The 26,350-nt window shown below is 71.1% G+C and carries 26 protein-coding genes, 4 tRNA genes and 1 pseudogene; 17 read left to right on the top strand and 14 right to left on the bottom strand.

The annotated features are described in order from the left end of the window. The coding region (locus ACWCXH_RS35425; protein WP_449805618.1) for a hypothetical protein at positions 1-251 on the bottom strand (251 nt) is incomplete at its 3' end. A 309-nt stretch (positions 252-560) separates the two neighbouring features. After that, positions 561-1,532 (bottom strand): hypothetical protein, encoded by a 972-nt coding sequence (locus tag ACWCXH_RS35430; RefSeq protein WP_449805619.1) that lies wholly within the window; start codon positions 1,530-1,532, stop codon positions 561-563. 148 nt (positions 1,533-1,680) lie between these two features. Between ACWCXH_RS35430 and ACWCXH_RS35435 the strand changes: the two genes are divergently transcribed. Genes ACWCXH_RS35435 through ACWCXH_RS35445 form a run of 3 tightly spaced genes read left to right on the top strand, consistent with a single transcriptional unit; the run spans position 1,681 to position 4,188 of the window. Further along, positions 1,681-3,171, top strand: coding sequence for a peptidoglycan-binding protein (locus tag ACWCXH_RS35435; RefSeq protein ID WP_449805620.1), 1,491 nt, complete (start codon positions 1,681-1,683; stop codon positions 3,169-3,171). Further along, positions 3,168-3,896, top strand: coding sequence for an ABC transporter ATP-binding protein (locus ACWCXH_RS35440; RefSeq protein WP_449805621.1), 729 nt, complete (start codon positions 3,168-3,170; stop codon positions 3,894-3,896). Before ACWCXH_RS35435 ends, ACWCXH_RS35440 begins: the two co-directional genes overlap by 4 nt. Further along, complete coding sequence (locus ACWCXH_RS35445) at positions 3,889-4,188, top strand: hypothetical protein (protein ID WP_449805622.1); 300 nt, start codon at positions 3,889-3,891, stop codon at positions 4,186-4,188. Before ACWCXH_RS35440 ends, ACWCXH_RS35445 begins: the two co-directional genes overlap by 8 nt. Here ACWCXH_RS35445 and ACWCXH_RS35450 read toward each other — a convergent pair. Then, positions 4,163-4,235 (bottom strand) — tRNA-Lys (locus ACWCXH_RS35450). The genes ACWCXH_RS35445 and ACWCXH_RS35450 overlap by 26 nt on opposite strands. 36 nt (positions 4,236-4,271) lie before the next feature. After that, a complete protein-coding gene (locus ACWCXH_RS35455) occupies positions 4,272-5,021 on the bottom strand; it encodes a DNA polymerase beta superfamily protein (RefSeq protein ID WP_449805623.1) in 750 nt (249 codons plus the stop codon). 114 nt (positions 5,022-5,135) lie between these two features. On the opposite strand from ACWCXH_RS35455, the gene ACWCXH_RS35460 reads away from it, so the two are divergent. The 4 genes from ACWCXH_RS35460 (at position 5,136) to ACWCXH_RS35475 (ending at position 8,885) form a co-directional block, all read left to right on the top strand. Further along, entirely contained in the window at positions 5,136-6,347 is a 1,212-nt protein-coding gene (locus ACWCXH_RS35460) for a DNA glycosylase AlkZ-like family protein (protein WP_449805624.1), read from the top strand. 10 nt (positions 6,348-6,357) lie between these two features. Beyond that, on the top strand, positions 6,358-7,116 hold the full coding sequence (locus ACWCXH_RS35465; RefSeq protein ID WP_449805625.1) for an SDR family oxidoreductase: 759 nt from the start codon (positions 6,358-6,360) through the stop codon (positions 7,114-7,116). A gap of 65 nt (positions 7,117-7,181) precedes the next feature. After that, positions 7,182-7,877 (top strand): tyrosine-protein phosphatase, encoded by a 696-nt coding sequence (locus ACWCXH_RS35470; protein ID WP_449805626.1) that lies wholly within the window; start codon positions 7,182-7,184, stop codon positions 7,875-7,877. A 192-nt stretch (positions 7,878-8,069) separates the two neighbouring features. After that, the gene (locus ACWCXH_RS35475) at positions 8,070-8,885 is read left to right on the top strand and encodes a transposase family protein (protein WP_449805627.1); all 816 of its coding nucleotides are present in this window, start codon (positions 8,070-8,072) and stop codon (positions 8,883-8,885) included. A gap of 163 nt (positions 8,886-9,048) precedes the next feature. On the opposite strand, the gene ACWCXH_RS35480 is transcribed toward ACWCXH_RS35475, so the two are convergent. Next, positions 9,049-9,792 carry a hypothetical protein gene (locus tag ACWCXH_RS35480; protein ID WP_449805628.1) on the bottom strand — a complete coding sequence of 248 codons (744 nt, stop codon included), beginning with the start codon at positions 9,790-9,792 and terminating at the stop codon, positions 9,049-9,051. A 423-nt stretch (positions 9,793-10,215) separates the two neighbouring features. Between ACWCXH_RS35480 and ACWCXH_RS35485 the strand changes: the two genes are divergently transcribed. The 4 genes from ACWCXH_RS35485 to ACWCXH_RS35500 all read left to right on the top strand — a co-directional run bounded on the left by ACWCXH_RS35485 (position 10,216) and on the right by ACWCXH_RS35500 (position 15,683). After that, a complete protein-coding gene (locus ACWCXH_RS35485) occupies positions 10,216-10,914 on the top strand; it encodes a hypothetical protein (protein WP_449805629.1) in 699 nt (232 codons plus the stop codon). Positions 10,915-10,946: 32 nt separating this feature from the next. Then, on the top strand, positions 10,947-12,371 hold the full coding sequence (locus tag ACWCXH_RS35490) for a hypothetical protein (protein ID WP_449805630.1): 1,425 nt from the start codon (positions 10,947-10,949) through the stop codon (positions 12,369-12,371). After that, complete coding sequence (locus ACWCXH_RS35495) at positions 12,371-14,185, top strand: DEAD/DEAH box helicase (protein ID WP_449805631.1); 1,815 nt, start codon at positions 12,371-12,373, stop codon at positions 14,183-14,185. The genes ACWCXH_RS35490 and ACWCXH_RS35495 overlap by 1 nt, the downstream gene beginning before the upstream one ends. Positions 14,186-14,330: 145 nt before the next feature. After that, the gene (locus ACWCXH_RS35500) at positions 14,331-15,683 is read left to right on the top strand and encodes a DNA cytosine methyltransferase (RefSeq protein ID WP_449805632.1); all 1,353 of its coding nucleotides are present in this window, start codon (positions 14,331-14,333) and stop codon (positions 15,681-15,683) included. Here ACWCXH_RS35500 and ACWCXH_RS35505 read toward each other — a convergent pair. Further along, on the bottom strand, positions 15,615-16,076 hold the full coding sequence (locus tag ACWCXH_RS35505) for a very short patch repair endonuclease (RefSeq protein ID WP_449805633.1): 462 nt from the start codon (positions 16,074-16,076) through the stop codon (positions 15,615-15,617). The genes ACWCXH_RS35500 and ACWCXH_RS35505 overlap by 69 nt on opposite strands. A gap of 84 nt (positions 16,077-16,160) precedes the next feature. Further along, positions 16,161-17,297, bottom strand: a complete 1,137-nt coding sequence (locus tag ACWCXH_RS35510; RefSeq protein WP_449805634.1) for a low temperature requirement protein A — start codon at positions 17,295-17,297, stop codon at positions 16,161-16,163. Between the two features lie 130 nt (positions 17,298-17,427). Between ACWCXH_RS35510 and ACWCXH_RS35515 the strand changes: the two genes are divergently transcribed. Both ACWCXH_RS35515 and ACWCXH_RS35520 read left to right on the top strand, forming a co-directional pair. Next, positions 17,428-18,522: a hypothetical protein gene (locus ACWCXH_RS35515; protein WP_449805635.1), complete on the top strand. Its 1,095-nt coding sequence runs from the start codon at positions 17,428-17,430 to the stop codon at positions 18,520-18,522. An 82-nt stretch (positions 18,523-18,604) separates the two neighbouring features. After that, the gene (locus ACWCXH_RS35520; protein WP_449805636.1) at positions 18,605-18,940 is read left to right on the top strand and encodes a hypothetical protein; all 336 of its coding nucleotides are present in this window, start codon (positions 18,605-18,607) and stop codon (positions 18,938-18,940) included. Here the strand turns inward: ACWCXH_RS35520 and ACWCXH_RS35525 are convergent. From ACWCXH_RS35525 to crcB (ACWCXH_RS35550), 6 genes are all read right to left on the bottom strand, one after another. Next, a complete protein-coding gene (locus ACWCXH_RS35525; protein WP_449805637.1) occupies positions 18,937-19,770 on the bottom strand; it encodes a TIGR02452 family protein in 834 nt (277 codons plus the stop codon). The two genes, ACWCXH_RS35520 and ACWCXH_RS35525, sit on opposite strands and share 4 nt — an antisense overlap. Before the next feature lie 230 nt (positions 19,771-20,000). Next, the gene (locus ACWCXH_RS35530) at positions 20,001-22,298 is read right to left on the bottom strand and encodes a DEAD/DEAH box helicase (protein ID WP_449805638.1); all 2,298 of its coding nucleotides are present in this window, start codon (positions 22,296-22,298) and stop codon (positions 20,001-20,003) included. A gap of 195 nt (positions 22,299-22,493) precedes the next feature. After that, the gene (locus ACWCXH_RS35535; RefSeq protein WP_449805639.1) at positions 22,494-23,207 is read right to left on the bottom strand and encodes a hypothetical protein; all 714 of its coding nucleotides are present in this window, start codon (positions 23,205-23,207) and stop codon (positions 22,494-22,496) included. A 233-nt stretch (positions 23,208-23,440) separates the two neighbouring features. Further along, complete coding sequence (gene crcB / locus ACWCXH_RS35540; protein WP_449805640.1) at positions 23,441-23,815, bottom strand: fluoride efflux transporter CrcB; 375 nt, start codon at positions 23,813-23,815, stop codon at positions 23,441-23,443. After that, a complete protein-coding gene (locus tag ACWCXH_RS35545) occupies positions 23,812-24,189 on the bottom strand; it encodes a DUF190 domain-containing protein (RefSeq protein WP_449805641.1) in 378 nt (125 codons plus the stop codon). Before ACWCXH_RS35545 ends, crcB (ACWCXH_RS35540) begins: the two co-directional genes overlap by 4 nt. Further along, complete coding sequence (gene crcB / locus ACWCXH_RS35550) at positions 24,186-24,686, bottom strand: fluoride efflux transporter CrcB (protein ID WP_449805642.1); 501 nt, start codon at positions 24,684-24,686, stop codon at positions 24,186-24,188. Before crcB (ACWCXH_RS35550) ends, ACWCXH_RS35545 begins: the two co-directional genes overlap by 4 nt. 70 nt (positions 24,687-24,756) lie before the next feature. Between crcB (ACWCXH_RS35550) and ACWCXH_RS35555 the strand changes: the two genes are divergently transcribed. The 4 genes from ACWCXH_RS35555 to ACWCXH_RS35570 all read left to right on the top strand — a co-directional run bounded on the left by ACWCXH_RS35555 (position 24,757) and on the right by ACWCXH_RS35570 (position 25,529). Further along, the gene (locus ACWCXH_RS35555) at positions 24,757-25,098 is read left to right on the top strand and encodes a metallopeptidase family protein (protein WP_449805643.1); all 342 of its coding nucleotides are present in this window, start codon (positions 24,757-24,759) and stop codon (positions 25,096-25,098) included. 126 nt (positions 25,099-25,224) lie between these two features. After that, positions 25,225-25,297 (top strand) — tRNA-Glu (locus ACWCXH_RS35560). A gap of 57 nt (positions 25,298-25,354) precedes the next feature. Next, positions 25,355-25,428, top strand: a tRNA-Asp gene (locus ACWCXH_RS35565). 27 nt (positions 25,429-25,455) lie between these two features. Further along, a tRNA-Phe gene (locus ACWCXH_RS35570) sits at positions 25,456-25,529 on the top strand. A gap of 88 nt (positions 25,530-25,617) precedes the next feature. Here the strand turns inward: ACWCXH_RS35570 and ACWCXH_RS35575 are convergent. Next, a pseudogene (locus tag ACWCXH_RS35575) lies at positions 25,618-26,256 on the bottom strand (site-specific integrase); the annotation flags it as partial. Positions 26,257-26,350: the final 94 nt, after the last annotated feature.

The raw sequence follows: 26,350 nt of genomic DNA on the forward strand, positions 1-26,350 counted from the left end.
TGGCCGAACGCCTGCTCCATGCCCGACTGACCGCCCAGGATCGCCGACAGCGACGAGTTCAGCGCGTTCGCGATCTCGTCCGCCCGGGACTTGAAGCCGTCGAACATCTGCTTGCCCTGGCCGTTGAACTTGCCCTCCAGCGGCTCCGCCGCGGCCACGAGCTGCTTGACCAGCGCACCCAGGTCCTGGTTCGAGGTCTTCGACCCCGACATCAGCGTCTGCAGCGCCTGCGTCCCCATGTCGAACTTCATACCGCTCCCCCGTCCGCTCGACCGGTCGTACCTGTTTCAGTTCTACCAACCTTCAGGCGCCAGGCGAACCCCCGCGACGGACCTGGAACGAAGGCGTGACCGACCCATTGCCTCCACCCGCCGCCCTCACGCCCACACCCGGCCCCGCCCACCCCGGCCAACCCCGGCCCGGCCCGAAAACGCAACGGCACCGCAGCCACATCGAGCAGCTGCAGTGCCGTACCGCAAGTAGAAGGAGGTCGGGCCACCTCGAGAGTCCGGGCTCAGGTCAGTGGAGAGCGCGCGTTCCCCCCGAGGGCCTGACCGGGATCAGCTGCCGGTCCCGTTGGCGACGAGCTGTGCCGCCTTGGCGAGGGCGTCGTCGAGTTGCTTCCGGAACGCCGCCAGCTGCGTCACGTGGGATTCGATGTACCGCTTCGCATAGGCGGTCTGGACGGCGACCGCCGTCCCCACGGTGTTGTTGTCCAGTTTGCACTGGACGTCCGCAGTGGCCACGGCGATTTCCTCGGGAGAGGCCGTCGGTACCTTCTCGGGCCGTCCTTCGATCGAGTGCCACTTCTTGTCCGAGACCGCGGCGACCGGATCGGGGTAGTTGTAGCCCTTGGCCTTCATGCAGTCGGACCACTTCGCGAACGCCGCGACGAGCCGCGGGTCGGTCTGCGGAACCACCGGTCCGCCGTCGGGCAGGACGGTGGTCGCGGTTCCCGCCACCACGTTGTCGAGCGCCTTGTTCCCGGCAGCCGAGCAGCCGCCGGGCGACACCGGCTGACCGGCGACGCTCGTCACCGGCTGACGGGTGCTCGGGTCGTTCCCGGTGAGCGCTTTCTGGTAATCGGGGGTGACGGGCTCCTGCTGGGGTGATCCGCCGCGCTGGGCCATCTGCTGATCGATCGCGGCCGAGCCGTCGATGTTCAGGTTGTACCCCTTGGCCTTCACTCCGGCCACGTCGAACCCGCCGTAAACGGTGCTCAGTTCCTTCGGCCCGCGCCCCGGAGCATTGGCGAGGTCCATCACGAGGGTGCCGCGGAACGAGAACCCGAACTTCTGCATGCACTGCGCGATGACGGCGTCCTTCGCCCGCTGGATCTGGTTCACCTTGGCGGCGGTCGGCAGGTAGGAGTCGGTCGGCAGCGTGATCTGGCCGGGGTCGGTGATGACCGGCACCTGGCCCAGGGCGGGCACGTCGGACGGCTTGGCCTGCTTGGCGTCCGGGGAGTTCGCACCGCAGGCGCTCAGGGCCAGCAGGGTGACGCCGGCGATGAGCGGGATCCGTAGACGCATGCTGGTTGCAGCCCTTCAGTGTTCGTCGAGCGGGCGTCGGTTGCCGGCCGCCGGGGTCGGCGGCCGGCAACCGGCGGGGTCAGCCTGCGGAGATCGCGTTTTCCAGGTCGAAGAACTCAGCGAGGCATCGTTGACGAACGGGGACGTCATGAGTGATGGGCAGTCGGAATTGCCCGTGCTGGTCGAAGCCACTGTCACCGACCGGCCGACGCCGGGTGTGACGCGGTTGATCCGACGGCAACGGATCTTCATCGGCGCCGCGTGCGTGGCGACCCTGGTGTCCGTGGGCGCCCTCGTCGCCTCGACGTGGATCAAGTCCCCCGCCCAGCAGTTGGCGGACCAGGGAGCCCCCAAGGCGTCCCTGCTGACCGCGCCGGTGGGCAAGCAGGTGCTGGCGAGGACGGTCACCCTGCGGGGCACCGTGACTGCCGGCGGGGCGATATCCGTGCAGCCGACCGCCGCACAGGGGGCCGCAGCCCTCGTCGTCACCGGGTTGCCGAAGAAGGCCGGCAGTCAGGTGGCCGCGGGCGAGGTGCTGGCCCAGGTCTCCGGGCGACCGGTGATCGCGCTGCCCGGGTCGCTGCCGGCCTACCGCGATCTCAAGCCGGGCGACAAGGGCCCGGACGTGGCCCAGCTCCAGGGCGCGCTCAAGCAGCTCGGATACGCCGACAACGACGAGTCCGGCCTGTTCGGCCCGGGAACCAAGACCGCGGTGGCCGCCCTGTACCAGCATCTCGGGTTCGACGCTCCGACGACCGGCGGTCCCGCCGACGCGAAGGACGGCGACCAACTGGCCGCGGCGAAGAAGGCCGTGACGACGAGCCAGCGAGCCGTCGAGCGGGACAAGGCGGCCCTGGCCGCCGCGCAGAACCCGCCCTCGCCCTCCGGTGCACCCGCGGGCCCGCCGCCCGCCGCGGACGCCGCCACGGTGGCGAAGGCCAAGCAGCAGCTCGCGTTCGACTCCCAGGACCTGTCCGAGGCCCAGGACGCGTACAACCGCCTCGTCGCGACCACCGGAGTGGACTTCCCGATGGGCGAGTTGGTCTTCGTCCCGTCCTTCCCCGCGACGGTCACCTCGGTCAACGGCAGTGTCGGCGCGACCTTGGGCGCCGGAAGCGGGTCCGACGCGTCCAGCCCGCTGTTGACCGTGGGGACCGGTTCGCTCGGCGTCAGTGCGGTGCTCCCGCAGGGCGACCACGAGCTGGTCAAGGCCGCCATGCCGGTGGCCATCGGCAACGACACCCAGGGGCAGTCCGCCAAGGGCACGGTCACGTCGATCGGCCCGTTCACCGCGCCGGCCCCACCCGCCCAGGGGGCGGCGGCCGCGCCCGGCGGGCAGAGCCAGCCCGGCTACCCGATGACCGTCACGCCGTCCACGCCGCTGCCCGCCTCGTGGCTGGGCGCGGACGTGTCGCTGACCGTCACCACCGGATCGACCCCCGGCCCGGTCCTGGTGGTGCCGACGGCAGCCGTGACCACCGGTGCGGACCGCTCGGTCTCGGTGACGGTCCTCTCCGCGGACCGGTCCCAGCGACGTGTTCCGGTGACCGCGGGGGTGGACTCGGCCGGCCTGGTCGAGGTCACTCCGGTCGACGGAGCGGTGCTCAACCCCGGCGACAACGTGGTGGTCGGACAGTGAACCGTTCCTCCCGGCCCGCGGGTGAGGCGGGACGTCCGGTCATCGAACTGGCCGGGATCACCCGCACGTACCCGGGCCCGCCGCCGGTCCACGCGCTCCATCCGACGGACCTGACGGTCGGGGCCGGGCAGTACTGCACGGTCGTCGGCCCGTCCGGGTCGGGAAAATCGACGCTGCTGAACCTGCTCGGTCTGCTGGACCGGCCCACGGCCGGGACGTACCTGCTCGACGGCGTCGACACCGCGGGGCTTTCGGAGAAGCGCAGGACGGCGCTCCGGGGACGGCGGATCGGTTTCGTCTTCCAGTCCTTCCAGCTCCTGCCCTACCGAACCGCCACCGACAACGTCGCCCTGGCGCACCTGTACGACGCGGTGCCCCGTCGGCAGCGTCAGGAGGCGGCCCGGGCGGCGCTGGCCCGGGTCGGGCTGAGCCATCGCCTGGACGCCCTGCCGACGACGCTGTCCGGTGGTGAACGCCAGCGGGTCGCCATAGCCAGGGCCCTGGTCCACCGCCCGTCACTGCTGCTGTGCGACGAGCCGACCGGAAACCTGGACTCCGCCACCGCGACCCAGGTCCTCGACCTGTTCGACGCGTTGCACGCCGAGGGCATGACCCTGCTGGTCATCACCCATGACTCGGACACCGCCGAGCGAGGGCAGCGGACCCTGACGATCCGCGACGGAGTGCTCACCGAGACCCGGCGGACGGCGGTCGGGCATGGCTGAGTCCGAACCGACGGGCTTCCCGACATCGAGGATCCGCGGGCGTGACCTCTACGCCGAGGCCCTGGCCGGACTGCTGCAGCGGCCGGCCCGCACCCTGCTCACCATGCTGGGCACGATCCTCGGGGTCGGGGCCTTCACGGCGATCCTCGGCCTGACCTCGACCACGTCCGGTCAGATCTCCAAGGACTTCACCGTGCTGGCGGCGACGACCGTCAACCGGGGTGCTGCGATGCAGGTCAGAGGGGGTGTAGTCACCTCACCCCACGTGGGCCACCAGGGGCTCGAACCCTGAACCTACGGATTAAAAGTCCGCAGCTCTGCCAATTGAGCTAGTGGCCCGTGGCCCCGTCCCGTGCGGGAAGGGCCACCGCGATCCTACCCGGTGGGCCCCAGGGGTCCGCCAGTGGATTGGGGGACTCGCCGGGAGACGGGGGTGCCGGGGGGCGGGGTGTAGTGGGCGGCGCGGACGCGGCGCAGCCAGGCCTCGGCGGGGCGCGGGTCGGGGGCGGCCGGGAGAACGCCGGGGCGGTCGAGGCGGTCGGTGGCCGCGGCGAGGAGGGGGCGGGCGACGGCCGGATCGTCGGCGATGCGTTCGCCGAGGTCGCGGATGCGTTCGGGGTCGGGCAGGCGCACCAGGTTGGTGCCGGTCTCGTGCAGGCGCACGGCCTGTTCGACGAGCCGCACCAGGTGGCGCGCGTGCTTGGCGGCCCGGCGCCGCGCGGCGGCGTCCGTGGTGTCGCGGGTCAGCAGCTTGCGGAACTGCTGGTCCGCGTACCCGAGGTAGGCCTTCCGGACGGCCGGCGCGCTGAGGAACGAGCCGCGGATCGCGATGAGTTCGTCACCGAGCGGCGTGCGGGTCTCGTACAGGTCGTCGGGCAGCCAGACGAGTTCGGACGCGGTGGGATTGCAGGAGAGCGCGAGGCGGCACCACTTGGCGGCCTCGTGCAGGGTGGCGTCCGGCCGGGTGGTCACGTGCGACTCGGCCGGGCGGTGCAGGCCGTGCAACTCCTCGGTGGGGATGGCGAAGAGGCCGAGCCGGTCGATGTCGGAGCCGGCGTGGGCGAAGCCGCACGCCGTCGAGCCGACGATGCCGGCCAGCAGGACGGTTCCGGGTGCTGCGGGCATGCGTGTTCCCCTCTCGATCAGCCGTGGCGGTGGTGACCGCATCCTCCCCTCACCGGGCCGCGCCGGGCGAGCGATTTCCTGCTCGGGGCCCGTCCGTCCGCCGATACTGGCCCCATGGAGCACGGACCGGAGAACGACACCGCGAAACTGCGCGCCTGGTGGTCGCACCGCCAGTGGCTGGACCGTCCGCACCCCGGCACGCCGGCCGCCGAGGTGCTGGCCGCCACCGGGTGGGCGCGGTCGGTGGGCGGCGCGGCACCGTACCTGGGCCTGTTCGCGCGGGCGGGGCTCGGCCGGGCGACGGTGGACGCGGCCGTGGCACGGCTTGAGGTGCACGAGCTGCCGGCGGCGCGCGGCTGCACGTACGTCCTGCCGGCGGCCGACTTCGCGCTCGGGCTGGCCGCCGGCGCCGCCGCTCCGGAGAGTGAACTGGTCTCCGCCGAAAAGCACTTGGGGGTCGGCCGGGACGAGGTGGAGAAGCTCTGCCTGGCCATCGAGCGGGTGCTGTCGGACGTGGAGCCGCTGGACCCGACGTCGATCCGGGAGGCGGTCGGCGACGCCGTCCGTCCGCTCGGCGAGGCGGGGAAGAAGCGCGGCGTCTCGACGACGCTGCCGCTCGCGCTCGGGCTGATGCAGTCGCGCGGACGGATTCGCCGGGTGCCCGTCAACGGCCGCCTGGACCAGCAGCGTTACGGCTACGTGGGCTGGGACCAGCCGGTCTCCGGGGGCGCCGTCGACCTCGCCCGCCGCTACTTCTCCTGGGCCGCTCCGGCCACGCTGCGGCACTTCCGCTGGTTCTCCGGCTTCACCGCGGCCACCGCCCGCCGGGCCGTCGCCGAGGCCGGCCTGGTCCCGCTCGCGCCCGGCTCGGAGTTCCTCATGCCGCCCGAACTGGTCGACGAGTACGACGAGTTCGGCATCCCTGCCAAGCCGCACTACACCCTGCTCGCGGGCATCGACGGCATCCACCTCCTGCACCGCGACCTGCCCCGGCTGCTCGACCCAGCCGACGCCGGACGCCCGCTGCCCGTCGGCCGGGCGGGGCGGTCGTTCGGCGGCGAGGCCGATCCGCAGACCCACGTGGTGCTCGACCGGGGCCGGATCGTCGGACTCTGGGAGTACGACACCGAGCGGGCGGAGATCGTCCACCAGTCCTTCGTGCCGCCGGACGACGCGCTGCGCGAGGCGGTGGCCCGCACCGAGGCCTTCGTCCGCGACGAGCTCGGCGACGCCCGCGGGTTCAGCCTCGACTCGCCCAGGAGCCGCGCGCCGAAGATCGCGGCCCTGCGGGCGGCGGCCGGTGTCCCCGAACGGACCGCCGGGTAGCGTACGGGCCATGTCGACCACTCACCCCGAGGTCCTGCTCGTCACCGGTGCGGGCCGCGGCATCGGTGCCGCCACCGCCCTGCTCGCCGCCCGCCGCGGGCACCACGTGTGCGTCAACTACCGCGCCGACGAGGCCTCCGCGAGCGCCGTCGTGAACGCCGTCCGCGCCGAGGGCGGCACCGCCGTCGCCGTCCGGGCGGACGTCACCCGCACCGCCGAGGTGGAGCGGCTGTTCGCCACCGTGGACGCCGAACTCGGGCCGCTCACCGGCCTGGTGAACAACGCGGGCACGCTGGAGAAGCAGTGCCGGCTGGAGGAGCTCGACGAGGAGCGGCTGAACCGGATCTGGGCGGCCAACATCACCGGCCCGTTCCTGTGCGCGGCGCAGGCCGTCCGCCGGATGTCCACCCGGCACGGCGGGCGCGGCGGCGCGATCGTCAACGTCTCCTCGGCCGCCTCCCGGCTCGGCTCGCCGAACGAGTACGTCGACTACGCGGCCGCCAAGGGCGCCGTCGACTCGATGACCCGCGGCCTCGCGCTGGAGGTCGCCGCCGAGGGCATCCGCGTCAACGCCGTCCGCCCCGGCCTCATCCACACCGACATCCACGCCCTGGGCGGCGAGCCCGGCCGCGTCGACCGTGTCGCCCCCGGCCTGCCGATGGGGCGCGGCGGCCGGCCGGAGGAGGTCGCGGAGACGATCCTCTTCCTCCTCTCCCCGGCCGCCTCGTACATGACCGGCGCCTTCCTGGACGTCGCCGGCGGGCGCTGAGGGCTCACCGAGAGGTCCCTTCCGGTTTCCTTCCGCCGCAACCGCCGCGCCCGTACCGTGGTGCCATGACCGACGCCTTCATCGACATCCCCGGCGTGCGCAACTTCCGTGACGCCGGGGGCATCGGCGCCCTCCGCCGCGGCGTGCTCTACCGCTCCGGCTCCTTCAACACCCTCACCGAGGAGGGCGCCCGGCGCCTCAAGGCCCTCGGCCTGCGCACCGTGGTCGACCTGCGCAGCCCGTTCGAGCTGGAGGTCTGGCCCGACCTGCGGCACGGTCTCGACCACGAGACCCTCAACGTGCCGACGCTGCCCGCCAACCGCGAGGACTCCGAGCACCCGTGGCCGGAGGACCAGGCCGCGCTCTACCCCTTCATGGCCGAGACCGCCGGCCCCTCGATCGCCGCGACCATCCGCCGTCTCGCCGCCCCCGAAGCCGTCCCGGCCGTCGTCCACTGCGCCGTCGGCAAGGACCGCACCGGCCTCACCATCGCCGTCCTCCAGTGCCTCCTCGGCGCATCTGAGGCCGACATCACCGCCGACTTCCTGCTCTCCAACGCGGGCCTCGGCCTCCTCGACGGCCCCACCCCGTACGTCGACGAAACCGGCACCGAACGCGTCTCCCGCCCCGTCACCGCCGCCCTCCTCGCCTCCTCCCTCGCCTGGATCCACACCCGCCACGGCTCCGTTCCCGCCTACCTCGCCCCCCACGGCATCACCGAAGCCGACCTCACCGCCCTCCGCACCAACCTCTCCGCCTGAGCTTCGCCAGGAGCGGTACGGGCTCTCCCTTTTCCTTCTTTCTTATGACCTTGGGATGAATAGTCCTGGTGCTGGTGGGGCCGTGACGCGAGAAGGGCCGCACGGGTTGGGTGAGTTGTGACGCTGACCTGGGCCCGTGCGGCCTGCTCCCATCCTGCCCTGTCCGGGGTCTCTCGCGCACATTTCGGCGAGTTGCTCGAAGAGTTGTCGCCGCGTTGGGGGACCCGGCGTGAGTCGGCGCTTGATCGGCAGCGGGGCGGCAAGCGGCACCGGGCAGAGGGAGTCGGCCGCAAGCCGAAGCCGGAGTTCGTCGACCGGCTGCTGGTCACCCCCGTCCACCTGCGGCTCGGCCTGCCGCACGCAGCTCTGGCCGAGCTGTACCGGGTGGACCGCTCCACGGTCTCCGTCGCGATCCGCCAGGTCAGGCCCCTGCTCGCGACCTGCGGCTTCGCCGTGCCCGACCGGCCCGACATCAGGCTGCGAACCTTGGAAGACGTGTTCGCCTATGCCGATGCCGAAGGCGTGGCCCTGCGGATCGACGGCACCGAGGTGCAGGTCCGACGCCTGCGCGCGGGGCGGCCGGGCCGCAAGGCGTTCGTGTCCGGCAACAAGAGGCAGAACACGATCAAGACCACCATCTTCAGCGACCACCAGGGCCGCACCCTGTTCTCCGGGGTCGTCCGACCGGGCCGCATGCATGACCAGACCGCCCTGCGCACCGAGGGCATCGCGGAGCAGTTCCGCCAGTATCCGCAGGTGAAGGCCGAGGTCGACTCCGGATACCAGGGCCTGGCCAAAGGTCAGCGCCCCTCCGAAGAAGCCAGCCGAGAACGCCTGCGACGGAGACAATCGCGCCTGGCGCGAGATGCGGCGCCGCCAGTCGTCGGCGCGGATCTGCGTGGAGCACACCAACGCCGAGTACAAGCAGTGGCGGCCCCTCCAGCGGTACACCGGACGTCGGGAGGACTACCCGGAAACCCACCTGGCCATCACCGGGCTGATCTCTGACCGCTCCGCACGACGCCCGACCCGCCGCCGGACGAGCCCCGAACTGCTCCTCGCCCGCGACGCCGTCTGCTGATCACCCACCAGCCGAACCGCCAGCCCACCATGCGCCGACCCCAATTTCACCCAAGGTCGTTAGGGTTCCTGAGAAGCCGTGCCGTCGGGCCTAGCTGGCATCGGTGCCGGCACGCGCGGACGTGGCCACCCTCAGGACCATGCCGGCGTCGCCGGGATAGCCGTAGTCGTGAAGTGCGAGGGCCGCCTGAATCACCGCCCCATCTGGCTGGTCCCGGGCGTAGATCTGGATCAGGTTCTCAGCGAGGTGGTCCTGCTGCCGCTGCCGCAGCAGGACCAGTGCCGCCGCGCTCTCAACCGGGCTCAGGACCTCCGAGACTTGTTGGAACAGGCCCGCTACCGACACCAGGTCACCTTCGTCAGCGAGCTGCTCGGCCCGGTCAGTGAACTCCAGCGCGACCAGCACTTCATGCGCACTCCGCTGCCGGTCCCCCTGGGCGGCAGGGACCGGCAGCGGAGCTGCTTGCCGCGGCTCCGCCTCTTTCAGCGCCAGCGAGCCGGCTTCCTGATCACGAAGCCGGTCAACCTCAGCGCGCAAATTGTCGCGCTCCTGCCTCAGTTCAGCGCGTTCGCTGCGCAGCTGTGGGCAGACCCTGCACAGGGTGGACTCAGCCTGGTTGTGGAGTCGGCGCAGCTCATCCTCACCAACCGTGATGACTTCCGCGCCCACCATTGTTCGGGCGAGGCGGTAGAGCCACCTGACAAACGTCCAGGGCGGCACTCGCTGGCCGTTGAAGTAGCGCGACAGCTCGCTGGTGTGCTTCTTGCCGTACTGATGGCGGGCAAGGAGGTCAGCAGTGTCCGCAAGCGTCTCGACCGGCAGATGCCGGTGCAACTCTACAAGCGCACTCGCCAGGCGATATCGGCCCGGCGGCAGCACATCGGGGTCCAGCTTGCTCCCAACTCCTCGTGCTGGCACGCCAACCGCCTCGCTTCGCTTGTCGCTTGCTCGTCTCGCTTGCTGCTCTGCTTGCTCGTCCAGTTGCCGTCAAGACTTCAGGCGGCATGCGGCCAATTGTGCAGCAACAGCAACTTTGACTCATTCGCGAGCAAGATCGATTTCCCCTGGACTTGCCGCTCTACGACGGGCTCAATGGATGCAGTCCCGTTCAGTACCGGACCAGCAACCGGGCCCTGACGCGCTGTTGATGGGACTGGGCTGCGTGCCGCACCACGGCCCATGGTGTGGTGCCATCCCGCTGTGCACGACCACGCTTTTCAGCAGCAGCAGTGTTCAATAGGACGTCGGAGGGGATTCATGGATTTGCTGCCGTCTTGGCAGGACAAGAACGCGCACAAAGGGGGGATGGTCCGGGCCGCGCTCTGGCTGGAGTCCGAGGTCGGCCTGGGGAACGTCTTCACCAGCGGCCAGCTCCGCAAGGCCTTCCCGGACGAGGAGCAAATCGTCCGTCGGCTCCGCGACCTCCGGGACTACGGCTGGCGGATCGATACCCACCGCAACGATTCCTCGCTGGTCCAAGGCGAACGCCGGTACGTCAGCAAGGGTCTCGAAGTATGGGTGCCCGGCCAGGCCAAGGCTCCGGAGCACAAGGCCAGCATCACGACGGCGCAGCGGAACAAGGTGTTCCAGGGGGACAACTTCCTCTGCCGGACCTGCGGCATCGGGGCGGGGGAGTCGTACGGTGACAGCGTTGAGCTGTCGATCCTGAATGTCGCCCGGCGCAGCGTCCAGCTTCCTGACGGTTCTGTTGAGACACAGCTGGTCACCGAGTGCAAGCGATGCGCCGTCGGGAACGGCGACCGTGAAGTCGACCTCGCCGAACTGCTCGGCCGGGTCCTGGCTCTCGCGTCGCTCGAGCAGCGGATCCTGGCCAAATGGATCGAGGCCGACCGCCGGTCGCCCAGTGCGCTTGAGGCGCTGTGGGGTGTCTACCGGACGCTGCCGAGGTCATCTCGGGAGACCGTCGCACGGGCCATCACCACCAGCAACAACTGATAAAAGCAAGACAAGAAGGGGACGGGACACAGATGCTGCGTGAGTTTTCGGCACCGCCGCGCGCCGGCGAGTTCAGCGAGCTGATCAAGAAGCGGCTGGAGGAGGTGAAGCAGGCAAGCAGCACCCGGGAAACGGTCACTGTCGACTGGAACGATCAGCAGCTGCATGTCGAGGTTATTGACCTGCCGCTGAGCGGGCTGTACCTCAACCCGGGCACGCACCGCGTACGGGCCCAGCGCAGCCACGATCCTGCACGTGATGCCGTGCTCGACCAGGATCCGTGGGGAGCCGATGGTCAGGGCTACCTGACCTTCCTGCTCCAGGCGGAGCCGGCTGACCCCGACCGCCGCGATGCAGCGTTCGACAAGCTGAAGGAGAACCTGAAGGACTTCGGGCAGAACGATCCCGGGCTGGTCACCCACCACGGCGTTCTGGTGAACGGCAACACCCGTGCAGCTGCGCTCCGCGAGCTCGGCGTCCAGTCGATGCGGGTCGGTGTCCTCCCCGAATCGTTCACGTGGGCTGACATCAACGCTGTGGAACTCTCGCTTCAGCTGCGCAAGGACCTCCGCCGTGACTACTCGTACATCAACTGGCTCCTGGCAATGGAGGAACAGGCTTCGCTCGGCCGGACTCCCGAGGCCATTGCCAGGGAGTTCCGGATCAGGACCTCGACCTACCAGCAAGGACGCTGGATCCTCAGCGTGATCCGCGAGCTGATCGACCGCAGCAAGAGCGACAGCAACACTGCCCTGCGGCTCGTCGATTTCGAGGATGACCAGGAGAAGTTCAAGGAACTTCACCGGGTGTATTCGAATCTTGAGAGCGTCGACCGGGACCGCGCGGAGATCCTGAAGGAGAACCGCCTCGCCGCGATTGTCCTCGACTTCGCCAAGACTGACGTCCGGCACATTGACGAGGCTTTCCTCGACAGCGGCTATCTGGCCAAGGAACTGCCGCCCGAGTTCGCCCAAGCCACCATGACGGACTCCGCCGCAGAGCTGGTTCCCGGTCTCGGTGTTGCGGTCTCCCCCGAATCCGCGCAGGTCCTGGCCGCACGGGCGCTCAACGACCAGATCCTCCGCGCGAAGGCTGCCACGCGCGCCACCTCGCTGCTCGCCAACGGAGTGTCGCAGAAGGCCCAGGAGTCCCTGGATGCCGCGAAGGGCGCTTTTGACCGGGCCATCGACGCGGCCGGCCGCGACGCCCGCGTCCGGAAGCGCAAGCAAATGGCCCCGGCCCGCCTCGCCGATGCTTGTGCGGACATCGACCAGTGCGTCATTGACCTGGTCCAGGCCCGTACCTCGCGCAGCCTGGATGAGGAGCTCCTCGACGAGGCTGTCATCCGGCTCCGGGACAGTCTTCGTAAGCTCGCCCGGCAGGCCGGCCGCGGCATCGCGGAACCTGGCGAGGGCGTCGCCTGGCTGCTGAGCGCAACTGCCCTGGAGGAATCCTGATGGCAGACTCCTCAGTGGAGACGTCGCTCAGTCTTGCCCTCGATGAGCATCGTACCGGCGTGGTCCTCAGGACCACGCCGGGTTACCGGGCCGATCTGGTCCAGCTGGCCGCCCGGTTCCGCACAGGAAGCCAGCGAGGGCAGCTGGATGCCCGTATCGATCTCGATGATCTGCTCGCGGGCCTGAACGAGATCAACCGGTGGCCGCACCGCGAAGGTGTCGTCTGGGAACCCCAGCTGCGCGAACTCGTCATCGACGTCCTCCGGGACGCGGAGACCGTCAAGAAGCGACTGAATTCCGAGCAGCCGGACCACTGCCCGATCGTTGACCCCGACAGCACTCTCGGCCCCGAGTGGAACGCCGAGCTGGGGGAGTTCCAGCGGCGCGACATCGCCAAGCTCCTGTCACTGCAGCACGGGGCCAACTTCAGTGTCCCTGGCGCCGGCAAGACGCGCGTCGCGCTCGCGGTTTACGCGGCCCAGAAGCATGAGGGCAAGGTCCGCAAGCTGTTGGTCGTCTGTCCGAAATCCGCGTACGAGTCGTGGCAGTACGAGACAGGAGTCTGTTTCACCCGCCCCCTGCGCACGCAGATCTTCGACAAGTCCCTCGATCAGTGGGCGGAGGTACTGATCGTCAACTACGAACGTCTGGACCGGTCACTGACGAGGCTGGCCGGCTGGCTTCAGAACGACCCGTCAATGATCATCCTCGACGAAGCGCACCGGATGAAGCTGGGTGCACGCGGAACGTACGGGGCCGCCTGCATGGCCCTGGGCCCTCTCGCCAGGCGGCGGCTCATCCTGACCGGCACACCGGCGCCGAATGGCTCCAAGGACCTGGAGAACCTTCTGGGTTTCGTGTGGCCCGGCCAGGGCCAGCGCACGGTGTCACGTGCCGTCGGCGGCGGGGACCTCACGCACGCGAGTACCGTGCTCCGCCCGCTCTTCGCCCGGACGACCAAACAGGAGTTGGGACTGCCCCCCATGGACGTACGGGTCCGGTACGTCGACATGCCGCCACTCCACGGTGAGCTCTACAGTTCCCTCGTCGGCGGCATCGGAAGCACAACCGCGCGCGATGATCTCAGTGCTCTTGGCCGGACGGCGCTGCGGCTGCTGATGGCCGCGACCAGCCCCGCCCTTCTGCTAGAAGGGCCGTCCCGCTATGAGCCGCTCTCCTACCAGCTGCCTCCGCTCGACGCCCCGGCAAACAGCTCTCTCTTCGAACTTCTCCAGAACCTTCCCGATTACGAACTCTCTCCGAAATACAAGGAGACAGCCGCGATCGTGGCTGAGAATGCCCGGGCGAGGCGCAAGACCCTGGTGTGGACGACATTCGTACGAAGCCTGACAACACTGTCCAAGCTCCTGGCTGAGTTCCAGCCCGCGGCCGTCCACGGCGGGACTCCGGACCGGGAGGAGCAGATCCGGCGGTTCCGTGAGGACCCCGACTGCCACGTGCTGATCTCGAACCCGGCCACGCTGGGCGAGGGAATCAGCCTGCACCAGGTCTGCCATGACGCCGTTTACGTCGACCGCGACTTCATGGCAGGCCGCTTCCTGCAGAGCCTCGACCGTATCCACCGGCTCGGGCTCGACCCCTCGGTGAAGACCAAGGTCACGGTCCTCGCGGCCCGCGACACGATTGACGAGGTCGTCGAGGCACGGCTCGACCAGAAACTCGACTTTATGGGCAAGATCCTCGACGACCCCGCCGTGCAGAAGCTTTCCGATCTCCAGGAGGAACCGTCCGTCGCGGCAGGCCTGGCAGAATCTGACATCAAGGACCTGCTTCGCCACATCGGAAGAACCTGATGCAAGCACACCGTGTGCTTGCGCCGCTACCCGGCGCGCGGGCACGCGGTGCGCGGCCGCGACTCCGCCAGGGGAAGCCACAGTCACACGCCACCTCTGCGACACTTGAGCAACTGTTTCGCGTCATACCAGGAGGAGCGTGCCGATGGGCGCCAGCCAGAGGAGCCCAGAGACTCCCCCGCTCACCTCAATTGAGATCTGCGCGGGAGCGGGGGGCCAAGCAGTCGGACTACACCACGCAGGCTTTGAGCACCACGCCCTCGTCGAGTTGGACCCGCATGCGGTGAAGAGCCTCGGAGAGAACGTCCGCAAGCATCGCTGGCCTGGCTGGGACACCCGGTGGTCCGAGGGGCCCGACGCGATGGATGTCAAGGATCTGCTTGACTCTCCCCTCCTGAAGGAGCTTGACCTCAAGCCTGGGCAGCTCGACTTGCTGGCCGGCGGCGTACCGTGCCCACCGTTCTCCCTGGCCGGAAAGAAGCTCGGCGCAGATGACGAGCGAGATCTCTTCCCAGAGATGCTCAAAATCGTCGACAGGCTCCGCCCTAAGGCGGTAATGATTGAGAATGTCCGGGGAATTCTTGAACCCCCGGAGGTATTCATCGATTACCGCAGGCAGATCCTCAGCAGGCTCGAAGAGTACGACTATATCGTGCCGAGCATTGACGAGGAATGGTCCGCCAAGGAGCAGGACGCGGCGATGCAAAGCGTCTGGCGACGCCTTGACGCCTGCGACTTCGGCGTCCCCCAGCTCCGGCCCAGGGCTATCCTGGTGGCGATTCACAAGGATTACGTCAACGGCCAGCAGTTCGTCTGGCCGCTACGCATTTCCGGGAAACAAGCAACGGTTGCCGACTCGCTGTACGAATCCATGAAGGAGCGCTGCGAGAAGTTCTGGCACCTGAACGAGAAGGGCAAGCCGGCAACCGGAAAGCAGCGCACCGGGGAGCAGGTATTCGAGACATGGCTGCAGAAGGCGACGGACGCGGTAAGCGGTCCGTCAGGCGGCGTCGCGCCGACCCTTGTCGGCGGCTCCAAGAAGCATGGCGGCGCCGATCTCGGTCCCACTCGCGCTAAGAAGGCCTGGGCGGCCATGGGCGTTGACGCCAACGGGGTCGCCAACGATCCGAAGGACGTCACCCCAGGCCGAGACCTCTTCCGGGAAAACGGACCGATGCTCACCGTAGAGCAGGCAGCCATCCTTCAGGGATTTCCGCGCACGTGGGACTTCTCCGGCGGCAAGACGGCCAAGTACCGCCAAGTGGGTAATGCTTTCCCGCCGCCAGTGGCCGAGGCAATCGGCCGCGCCATTGCAGCCGTGCTGAGGCCGGATACGCGCGAAGACTTCGAGAAGCGCTACGAACTGGACACGGCCGAAAACTATCCGGTGACGCCGGAGGAGCCGCAACAGATGGCGGCATTCCGTTTCTCAGATGTCATTACGGCGTCGACGCCGGGCAAGGACCTCCGCCGCAATCTTGTTGGCGCAGACGTCTGATGGCTCGTGCTCCCAGAAGCGGAGCACGAGCCAACCCGCCTCCGTTAGAAGGCGATCGGTGTCCCGGTCGCGCGCAATGTTGCGCGCGACCTTGTCCGACCAGTACCCCGAGTTGGTCCGTGGCGGAACGTAGTGTTCCGGGCATCCGTGCCAATAACAGCCATCAATGAAGACGGCGACGTGCGTCGGTCGGAAGACGATATCGGCGGTTCTCCGGACTTCCGCCAGCGGTCGCGCTGCTACCCGGTAGCGCAGGCCTCGTGCATGCAGAAGCTGGCGCACAAGACGTTCGGGCTTGGTATCCCGGGCTTTGATCGCCTGCATATTCCGACGGCGCGCGGCAGACGACGCCCATGAGCCCGCGGGCGGCTGCCAGTCCTCTGGCTCAGACATGCCACCAGCTTCCCAGATCGCCCAATGCCATGTCCTCTGAGGCTGGCCTGGCCTCGTGGCGGCTCCGGGCGAGGAGGGAGGCCATCAGTGGGGTTGATGGCGCCGACGGGCCTCGTACGTGAAGGCGGCGGCGAGGACGGCGGCGGTGGCCGTGACCTGTGCCAGGGCGGAGACGGCGGTGCCGAGGGGGACGGTCGCGGTCAGGAGCGCCGCGGCCACGAGCCGGGGGAGGTTCGGGGCGAGGCCGAAGTTCCGGCGGATGGCGGTGTTGACGACGAGGTAGAGCGCGATGCCGCCCGCCAGGGCGCCGGCCTGCGGGAGGGTGATCGGGGCACCGGGGTGGGCGACGGCGGACTTGACCCCGGCGGCGAACAGCAGGATGCCGAGCAGGAGTCCGCCGTGTCCGAGGTAGTAGACGGTGACGGCGGTCCAGTTGCGGCGCGCGGACGACAGGGCGGCCATGTGGTGCTCGGCGCGCGCGTCGTCGTCGTGCCCGAAGTAGGCCCACCAGAGCCCGACGCACACGGTGAGGCCGAGCAGGGCGACGGCGATGAGGGACGGGCTCAGGTCCAGGCCGCCGGCGCCGACCCCGATCGCGATGACGGACTCGCCGAACGCGATGATCACGATCAGCCCGTGGCGCTCGACGAAGTGGTCGGCGCGGAGCCGGAACTCGGGCAGCCGGGCCACCCGCGGGGTCACGAACTGCATCGCGAAGGCGGCGGTCCAGAAGGCGAGTTGGACACTTCCTGTGTAGTAGCCGCCGATCACCACCAGCGCGCCGCCGACCAGGTTGGCCCCGCCCATCCGCAGCACGGAGGGGAGCACGACGCCGGAGGCCGCGAACATGCCGGTGTGCACGGCGACGACCACCAGGTACGCCCAGCCGAACGGAACGCCGCTGCCCTCGAAGGCGTGCGGGACGGACAGCGAGATCACCAGGAACGCGCCCATCGCGAGCATCAGCAGGCCGCGCCGGCGGTGGTTGCTGGGCGGCATGGCGTTGGTCAGCCAGATGAAGGCGTCGTACATCCACCAGATCACCGCCAGCATCACGAACACCTGGACGAGCCCGCCGACGGTGAGGTGGTGGGCCAGGCTGCCGGTGAGCTGGGTGATCGTGAAGACGAAGACGAGGTCGAGGAAGAGTTCGAGCGGGGCCACCTTGAGGGCGGGTTCCGCCTCGGTGTCGTTGAGTTCCATGGGGCGGGACGCAGTCACCGCGTGAGTATGCGTCACGGTGCCGCCCCGGCGCGCGGGTTCCGCCCCAGCCCCCGGCCCCTGCGGGTCATGCCCGTCCTACCCGCCCCCGGGCGACTCCCCGTCGGACTCGCCGCCTATGCTGCGGCGAATGGCCTCCCAGCACACCAGCACGCCCCGTCAGCAGCCCACCCTCACCGAAGCGGTGACCGCGCTGGAGGCGGTGGTCGCCGCCGAGGACGACGAACGGTTCGGCCCGGCGCTCGGCCTGGTGGGCGGCCTCTTCGGCGAGGCCGGCCCGGACGAGGTGGCGGCGGCCGGGCCCCGCCTGGCCGCGCTGCTGCCGGACGCACCGCCGTTCCCGCGCTCGCACCTCGCGATGGTGGTGGGCGCGTGCGTCGAGCGCGGTGCCGATCCGTCGGCGTGCGCGGGCCCGGTGCTGGCCGGCCTGCGCGGCGCGCTGACGGGCGCGCAGCGGCTGGTGGAGCGCTGGGAGGCGACGGGCGACGGCCCGCTGCCCGATCCGGACGAGGACGACCCGGCCGAGGCCCACCGGCGGATCGGGGATCCGGCCGTCCTGGACGCCTGGCAGGCGCACCTGGCCGTCGTCGGCTGGTGGACGCTGGACCTGTGGCAGCGCGCCGCGTGGGCGGTGTACGCGCACGCGGCGGTCCGGGCGGAGGCCCGCGCCTCGGGCGTGACCGCCGTGCTGCTGGAGCTGGTCGCCCGGTACGGCGGCGACCGGCACGACCTCAAGGGCCTCGCGTACCTGGCCCAGGTGCTCGACGACGAGCCCCTGCTGGCGCTCGACCGCCCCACCGGCACCGGCTACCTGCTCCGCATGGACGGCCTGAGCGACACCTTCCAGCTGCACACCCTCCTCGCCGACGTGCTGATCGGCGGCGGCCACCTGCCGGGCACCCGGCCGGACCCGGAGGTCGTGGCGCTGTGCCGCACCGCGCACCCGGACGGCCGCCGCCTGATCGCGACCGGCGCGTTCAACCTGGTGGCGCCGGACGGCTCGTGGCTCTGGAACGAGGGCACGCCCGCCGACATCCCGGTGCTGGACGGCGTGCGCACGCTGGTGCTGGAGCCGCAGCCGTACGAGCGGAGCTGGTCGGCGGGCCGGTTCATCCCGGAGCTCCCGGGCGACCTGCGGCTGGAGCGCGTGCTGGCCCCGGCGGAGGCGGCCGAGCGGCTGGCCCGGACGGCGCCCGCGCAGTCCCCCGAGCAGGCGTTCCGGTAGGGGGCTGCGGGCGCCTGAGCGGGTGGGGTTATCGTCGGAAGCCGGAACCGAACGGAACGCATCCCACCGAGTGGAGTCGACGATGGCGAAGGTCCCGAACGTGATCGCGGCCGGCGCGCCCGCCGCCCTGACCGCGGCGAGCGGTCTGGTCGGCGGCTACGGCGTGGCCCGCTGGACCGGGCGGCGCGAACTGGGCGGCGCGGTGCTGGCGGTGGCCGGTGCCGGGGCGGCCGCGCAGTGGCACCGCCGTTCGGGCGCGCGCACGGCGGCGGTGCTGACCGGGCTGTACGTGGCCGCGTTCGGCGGCTCGCACCCGCTCGCGAAGCGGATCGGCGCGTGGCCGTCCGTGTTCGCCGTCACCGGGGTGGTCGCCGCCGCCTCGACCGTCGCGACGGCGCTGGCCTCCCGGGAGAACTAACCCACCGCCGCACCGAACCGGGCCTCGAAGGCGGCCCGGTTCGCCGACACCGGCGAGCGGTCCCACACCGCGAACACGACGCGCTCGAAGGCGGCCCCGTACCGGGCCAGCGCCCCCTCGAAGGCCTCGGCGACCTGCACCGGGTCGTTGCCGAACACCCCGCAGCCCCAGGCCCCGAGCACCAGCGTGCGGACCTCGTGCCGGGCCGCCGCCGCGAGCACCCGCAGGGCCCGCTCGGCGAGCACGCCGCGGACGTCGACGCCGGGCGAACGCCGCTGCAGCTGGCCGGCGTTGGGCGCCGGCGAGGTCAGGAACGTGACGGGGTAGGGCCGGGCGAGCAGGTCACCGCGGGCGCCCCGGATCACCGGCACACCGGGCGAGACGATCACCCGGTGGCTGTACCGGAGGTCGGTGGAGGCGCGGTGCGCCTCGTAGTAGTCGGACGCCTCCAGCAGGCAGGTGTAGAGGAGCGCGCTGCGGCAGAGGTCCTCCTCCTGGGCGCGGGCGCCGCGCAGGTAGCCGCCGCCGGGGTTGCGTGCGGACGCGAAGTTGAGCACCCCGACCGGCCCGGCGCCGGCCTCGACCAGGCGCCGCGCGGCCTCGATGCTGCCCTCGGCCGTCACCTCGACCGCCCCGCGGCCCGGCCCCGGCCCGGGGGCGCCGTCCCGCAGGAGGGCGTCCAGCTCGGCCGGCGCGTACGACACCGTCCCCGCCCGGGCGGCCGCCAACCGTTCGCCCACCTCCACGAGTTCGCCCCCGGTCGCCCGGTAGCTCCCCCGCGCGGCGATCTCCTCGTTCACCACGGCCACACCGTGCAGTCTGCTGCTCATGTGGCCGACGCTACGGGACTTCCCTCCGCCCGCGCCACAGGTTATTCTCACTTCCAGAACAACGCCTCGGGGGAAACATCCAAGGGGGGTATCCGGGGATACCGGGGATACCGGGGAAGTTCCGGGGGGAACGCCGACGGGCCCGCTCCACCAAGTGGAGCGGGCCCGTCGGCCGTCAGCCGGCAGCTGCGCCAGCCAGGACAACCTGGTCAACTGCCGGATGCGCGAGGTCAGTTCTTCCAGCGCGGCTTGCGGTCGTCGCGGTTGAAGCCGCCGCGGTCGCGGTCGAAGCCGCCCGAGCGGGCGCCACGGTCGTCACGGTCCCGGCTGCCGAAGCCCGAGGACTGCGGACGGCCGCCGGAGCGGTGGTCGTCGCGGCGCGAGAACGGACGGCTGCTGCCGCCGCGCTCGTCACGGTCCCGGCCGAAGGACGGGCGGTCGCCGAAGGAGCGGGCCGGACGGTCGCCGAAGCCACCGGAGCGACGGTCGTCACGGTCCCGGTTGAAACCGCCGCGGTCGTCGCGGTTGAAACCGCCGGAGCGGGCGCCACGGTCGTCACGGTCCCGGCCGAAGCCACCCGAGCGACGGTCGTCACGGTCCCGGTTGAAGCCACCACGGTCGTCGCGGTTGAAACCGCCGGAGCGGGCGCCACGGTCGTCACGGTCGCGGTTGAAGCCACCACGGTCGTCGCGGTTGAAACCGCCGGAGCGGGCGCCACGGTCGTCACGGTCGCGGCCGAAGCCACCCGAGCGACGCTCGTCACGGTCCCGGCCGAAGCCACCACGGCGGTCGTCACGGTCGCGGTCACGGTTGAAGCCGCCCGAACGACGGTCGTCACGGTCACGGTCGCGGTCACGGTCGCGGTCACGGTCACGCCCGAACGCCGGGCGCTCGCTGCGCACCTCGCGGTAGGACGGGGCCCGCTCCTCGCCCACCGGACCGGCCTGCGCCGGCACGGCCACCGGGGTGTCGGCGGCCGGAGCCTCGCCGGCAACCTCGGCCTCGGCCCCGGCGGCCGCCGGGGCCTCGTCCTCGATGCCCAGCTCGGCCCGCTCGCGCGCCGCACGCGCGGCCAGGCGGTCGGCCTCCTCGCGCAGCTCGGTGGCGCGGCGCTGCGCGCGCTCCAGCTGGCGGGTCATGTCGGCGAGCTCGCGCTCGGCGGCACCGGCGATGTTGGCGGCGCTCTCGGCCTGCACCTCGGTCAGCGAGCGGGCGCCGGTGATCCGGGCGACCTCGGCGTCGAAGGCGTGGTCCAGGATGTGGCGGCTGGCCTCGACGCCCGCGTCCTCCATCAGGCGGAACACGCCGCGGCGCTGGTGCGGCAGCACCAGGGTGACGACGGTGCCGGAGCGGCCGGCACGCGCGGTGCGGCCGGAGCGGTGCAGGTAGTCCTTGTGGTCGCCGGCCGGGTCGACGTTGAGGACCAGGTCGATGCCGTCGACGTGGATGCCGCGCGCGGCGACGTCGGTCGCGACGACGACGTTGACGTAGCCGTCCTTGAAGTCGCCGAGGACGCGGGTACGGGCGCCCTGGGTCATGCCGCCGTGCAGCGCGTCGGCCTTCACACCGGCCTCGATGAGCTGCTCGGCGACGCGGTCGGCGCCCATCTGGGTGCGGACGAAGATGATCGTGCGGCCCTTGCGGGCGGCGATCGCGTTGGTGATCGGCGCCTTGTCCTTGGGCTTCACCACGAGGATGTGGTGGGTCATGGTGGTGACGGCGCCGGCCGACGGGTCGACCTCGTGGGTCACCGGGGCGTTCAGGTAGCGCTTCACCAGGGTGTCGATCTCGTTCTCCAGGGTGGCGGAGAACAGCAGGCGCTGGCCGCCGGCTGGCACCTGGTCGAGGATCTCGGTGACCTCGGGCAGGAAGCCCATGTCGGCCATCTGGTCGGCCTCGTCCAGGACGGCGACCTGGACGTCGTCGAGCTTGGCGGAGCCGCGGTTGATCAGGTCGCGCAGGCGGCCCGGGGTGGCGACCAGGACGTCGACGCCGCGCTCCAGCGCGTAGATCTGGTTCGACATCGAGGTGCCGCCGCAGACGACCTTGAGGCGCAGGCCGAGCACCGAGCCGAACGGCTCCAGGGCGTCGGCGACCTGCATGGCCAGCTCGCGGGTCGGGACCAGGATCAGGCCGCGCGGGTGCTTGGCGCGGGTGCGCTCGCCGTCGGCGAGGCGGGTCAGCAGCGGCAGGCCGAAGCTGAGGGTCTTGCCGGAGCCGGTGCGGCCGCGGCCGAGGACGTCCTTGCCGGCCAGGGCGTCCGGGATGGTCGCGGCCTGGATCGGGAACGGGGTGGTCACGCCGCGCTTGGCGAGGGCGCGGACGACCTCGTCCGGCAGGCCCAGGTCACCGAAGGTGATGGTGGGCTCGGCGGCCTCGGTGACCTCGACGGCCTCGGCGGCGTCGGTCTCGGGGGTGGTGTCGGTGACATCGGCGACGGTGACGTCGTCAGCGGTCACATCGACGGTGGCATCGGCGGCGGACTCGCTCGCGGGCATGGCGAAGCGGGCGTCGTCAACGAGAGACATGCAAAACCTTCCGGAAGTGGCACGCGCCAAAGTCCGGGGTTCTGTTTCACAACCGCCTCTATGCGGTCAGCCACGGATCGCCGGAACGCGCCAAGGGCGCCAGATGGGAGTAGGGCGCCAGTCAAATGGATCAAACGAACGATCTACCACCATAGAGGAACCTCGGGATCGGAGGCAAATGCCCTGGCCATCCTCCTAATGCGCACCCGCGCGGGAGATCGGGGCCGAGGAACCGGAGCTGCCGGAGGACGGTTCCGGGGCCGGTGGGACGGTCGCGGCGGGCGAGGTGTGCTCGGGTTCCGGGGTCGTGGACGGGTGGCCGCTCGGCGTGGCGGAGGGAGCACCCGACGCGCCGCCGCCCGACCGGCCCTCGCCGGTGCCACTGCCGGAGCCCGCCGCGCCGCCCGTACCCGCCGTTCCGCCGCCGCCCGCCGGGGAGCCGCCACCCGGCTTGGGCGCGGGGCTGGCGCTCACGCCCCCGGCCGCGCCGTTCGCACCGCTCGCACCCGGCGCGGAGCCCGCCACGGGAGCGCCCGGTACGGGGATCACACTGGCCGTGGCCGCGTTCACGCCCGGAGCCGGCTCGCCCGGAGCCTGCGACGCGCCCCCGGCAGGCGCGTTCTCCGCCTGCAAGCCCCCCGGCCGCTCCGAGTGCCCGGACGCACCCCCCAGGTGCCCGCCGCCCGCCGAGGCCGAGGGCCCGCCCGTCGCCCCCGGCTTGACGGCCGGCCCGGCCTGGCCCACCGGCGCGACGCCGTGCTTCTCCTCCGCCGCCGGGTTGACCGACATGCACCCCGTCAGCCCCAGCCCGGCCACCGCCAGCATCGCCGCCGCCCGCACCACACCGGTCCGCAGGTGCGCGTTCCGCGCCTGCTCCGCCGCCTGCGCCCGCGCCGAAACCGTACGCACCGCCGTCCGAACCGCCCGCACCGAAGCCACCGAGCTCCCTCTCTACCGCCCCACCCGGGCCGCCCGCTGCCGCGCGGCCGCTCTCGGTGCCCAACGGGCGCCGGGCCCGGCGGGACACGGGCAGCGCGCGAGGAAGCCGCCGGCCGCCAGCCACCCGGCCCAACGCGGACGGTTCAAACCCGCCGCAGACCGGATTCCCCCTCAGGCGGGCCTCCCGGCGGACCTCCCGCGGTTCACCCCCAGAGCGCCGAGGCCAGCTCCGCCCCCGCGTAGACCGCCGCCAGCCCGGCCGCCAGGCTGCCGGCCACGTTCGCCACCGCGTACCGCCCGGCCCCGGTCTCCACCAGCCGCAGCGTCTCGTACGAGAACGTCGAGTACGTCGTGAGCGCCCCGCAGAACCCCGTCCCGACCAGCAGCTGGATGTGTGGGGACGCGGCCCCCGCCGCCACCGCCCCGGCCAACAGGCCCAGCACCATGCAGCCGAACACGTTCACCACGAACGTCCCCCACGGGAACACCGAGTCGTGCCGGGACTGCACCGCCCGGTCCGTCAGGTACCGCAGCGGCGCCCCGACCACGGCCCCCGCCACCACCAACAGCCAGTTCACTTCCCGTCCGCCCCCGCGCCCGCCGCACCGGTCCGCCCGACGTACCGCACGACCTCGCACCGGTCGAGCATCACCAGCCCCTCCGCGACCAGCTCGTCCAGCTGCGGCAGGAAGGCCCGCACCCGCTGCTCCTCGTCCACGATCACCACCGCCACCGGCAGGTCCTCGCTCAGCGACAGCAGCCGCGTCGTGTGCACCAGCGACGATGCCCCGAACCCCTCGATCCCCCGGAACACGCTCGCCCCGGCCAGCCCGGCGGCGCGCGCCCGGTGCACGATCTCGCTGTACAGCGGCCGGTGGTGCCAGTGGTCGTTCTCCCCGACCAGCACCGTCAGCCGCAGCGCCGGCCCGCCCAGAGCTTCGCGCCCGCTCACGGCCGCCCGCCTTCCCGGGCGCCGCGGTGGATCAGACGGCGCGTCACCCCGGCCGCCCCCCACACCGCGAGGAGCGCGCCCAGCAGCGTCAGCCCCAGGTACGCCAGGCCGGGGCCGAGCCGGTCCGCGTCGATCAGGCGCCGCGCGTCCACCGCGTACGTCGAGAACGTGGTGAACCCGCCCAGCACGCCGGTCCCGAAGAACGGCCGCAGCAGCGGGTGCGCCGGGCGGCCCTCGGTGATCGCCACCAGGAAGACCCCGATCACCGCGCAGCCGACCACGTTGATCAGCAGCGTCGTCCACGGGAACGCGGTCGGCCCGCTCGCCCACGCGAGCCCCGCCGCGTACCGGGCGACCGCACCGATCGCCCCGCCCACGGCGATCACCGCGACGGCCGGTCCCTGCCCGCGCAGCACCGGCGGGCGCCGCCGCGCCACCGCCACGACCGGCGGCACCACCCGCGCCGCGTCGCCCACCGTCCCGTCCGAGGTCGTCATGGGGCCATCAAACACCGGCGCAGACCACCTGGCACACCCTCACCCCAGACCCGACAATGATCCGGTGGAGATGACCCGGGAAGAGTTCGAGACGCTGGTCAGCGACGCGCTCGACCAGATTCCCCCGCAGCTCGCGGCCATGATGGACAACGTGGCGGTGTTCGTCGAGGACGAGCCCGACCCCGCCGACCCGGAGCTCCTCGGCCTCTACGAGGGCACTCCGCTCACCGAACGCGGCGAGTGGTACGCCGGGGTCCTCCCGGACCGGATCATCATCTACCGCGGCCCCGCCCTCCGGCACTGCGAGACCCGCGAGGAGGTCGTCGAGGAGGTCCGCACCACCGTGATCCACGAGGTCGCCCACCACTTCGGCTTCGACGACCACGAGCTCCACGATCTCGGCTGGTCCTGACCCCGCCCCGGGCCCGCGGATCCGGCCCCGCACCCCACCCGGCCGAAACCCGTTTTGGCGATCCGCCCGGCATCCCATATGCTTCTCGACGTCCCCGAACGCTGGAAACAGCGGGACAGGCCGCAAGCCCTCATCGTCTAGTGGCCCAGGACGCCGCCCTTTCAAGGCGGTAGCACGGGTTCGAATCCCGTTGGGGGCACGCAGTACCGTAGTAAAGTGCATTGCCGCAAGACCTGGTGGCCCACCAGCCACCCAAGGTCCCGTGGAGCAGTTGGTTAGCTCGCCACCCTGTCAAGGTGGAGGTCGCGGGTTCAAGTCCCGTCGGGATCGCTCGTCTCACCCGAGACGATGCAGTACGGCCAGGTAGCTCAGTTGGTACGAGCGTCCGCCTGAAAAGCGGAAGGTCGCCGGTTCGACCCCGGCCCTGGCCACAACCGCCTGAAAAGGCAAAACGGCCCCGGAGAGATCACTCTCCGGGGCCGTTTTCATGTCCCGTACGCCAACCGGTACGCCAACGGCTCAGCCGAGCCTGTCGGTCAGCGACCCGAGGGCCTTCCGCTGCTCGTCCAAGGACGCGTGGGCGTAGACCTTCATGGTCACCCCGATGTCGCTGTGCCCGGCGATCTGCCGGACGATGTGCGGCGGGACGCCGAGGTCGAGCAGCAGGGTCACGCAGGTGTGGCGGAGGTCGTGGAACCGGAGCGAGAGCCCGAGCCGGTCCCGGAGCGGGTACCAACTCCGCCGGAGGTTGTCCGGCTCGATCGCCGTCCCGACCCGGCTGGTGAACACCAGCCCCGATTCCGTCCACCGCTCGCCGGCCGCCACCCGCTCCTGAGCCTGCCGCTCTCGGTGAGCCCGCAGGGCCTCCAGGACGAGCGGCGGGAGCGGGAGTGTCCGGAGCGAGGACGCCGTTTTGGTCGGGCCGAGCTGGAGGGCGCCGTCCACCCGCTGGAGGTTGCTGGACACGATGAGCGTCCCGCGCTCCAGGTCCACCGCAGCCCAGTGCAGGCCCAGCAGCTCCCCGCGCCGCAGACCCATGGCGAGGGCGAGGACGTAGAGGGCGTGCAGGCGGTCCGTGCTGGCCGCCTTCAGGAGCAGGCGGGCCTGCGGGACGGTGAGGCCCTTCCCGGTGCCGTAGTCGGGCGTGGGCACCTGCACCCTTCAGCTCCGCCCGGCGGACGCGGGCCTCGGAGTAGTCGTCCCGGCGCACGGTCGGGAAGGCGTCCTCGCCGACCAGGTGCAGGGCCACGGC

The sequence above is a fragment of the Kitasatospora sp. NPDC001660 genome (assembly GCF_053596725.1).